The sequence below is a fragment of the Arthrobacter sp. N199823 genome, from assembly GCF_002929705.1.
Taxonomy (GTDB): Bacteria; Actinomycetota; Actinomycetes; order Actinomycetales; family Micrococcaceae; genus Specibacter.
Genome location: NZ_PJIN01000061.1, coordinates 1 through 627, shown reverse-complemented (window position 1 = coordinate 627; position 627 = coordinate 1). Strand labels below are relative to the sequence as shown.

The following is a 627-nucleotide window of genomic DNA, read 5'->3' as shown; positions in this document are numbered from 1 at the left end:
AGCCTCACCGGGTTCGCCCGACTCACCCGCACGCCCGCTTCGGAGGTACCTGTATGACTCGCATCCTGATTCTCGGCGCGACCGGGCGCACCGGAGCCGCCATCCTCGCTCATCTCCCCGCAGGCATCGAGGCGACCGCTGCGCTGCGCGATCCGGCAGACACCACGCGGCTCGCCAAGACTGCTGCATCGCTGACCTCCACGGTCGTGAACATCGCTGAGAACGCCAGTCTCACGCAAGCAATGCACGGCATCGACGTCGTCATGAACGCGATCCGACTGCGTGAGGACATCGCCCCGACCGAACTCGTGGCCGTACATGATCGACTCATCGAGGCAAGCACCAAGGCCAACGGCGCTCCGGCCCGGATCGTCACGGTCGGCGGAGCAGGAGCACTCCGACTCCCTGGAGACAGACGGTTCTGGCAAGACCCCCGGTTCCCAGAACCCACACTGCCGCGCGGGAGAGCACACGCCATGCTGCGCGACCACCTCGAAGCGGGCAACGCAGGATCAGAATGGGCGTATCTGATCCCGCCGCCCGTCTACGAACCGGAGGGGCCGACGACAGCACGCTGGGAACGAGTCTCCCCTTCCACAGACGAGACTGCGTTCACCCGACAAGCGA

At 66.0% G+C, this 627-nt stretch carries 1 protein-coding gene; it reads left to right on the top strand.

Annotated features, from left to right (window positions below):
• Positions 1–53: 53 nt before the first annotated feature.
• A partial coding sequence (locus CXQ93_RS20225) for an NAD(P)-dependent oxidoreductase (RefSeq protein WP_104112177.1) occupies positions 54–627 on the top strand: 574 nt, incomplete at its 3' end.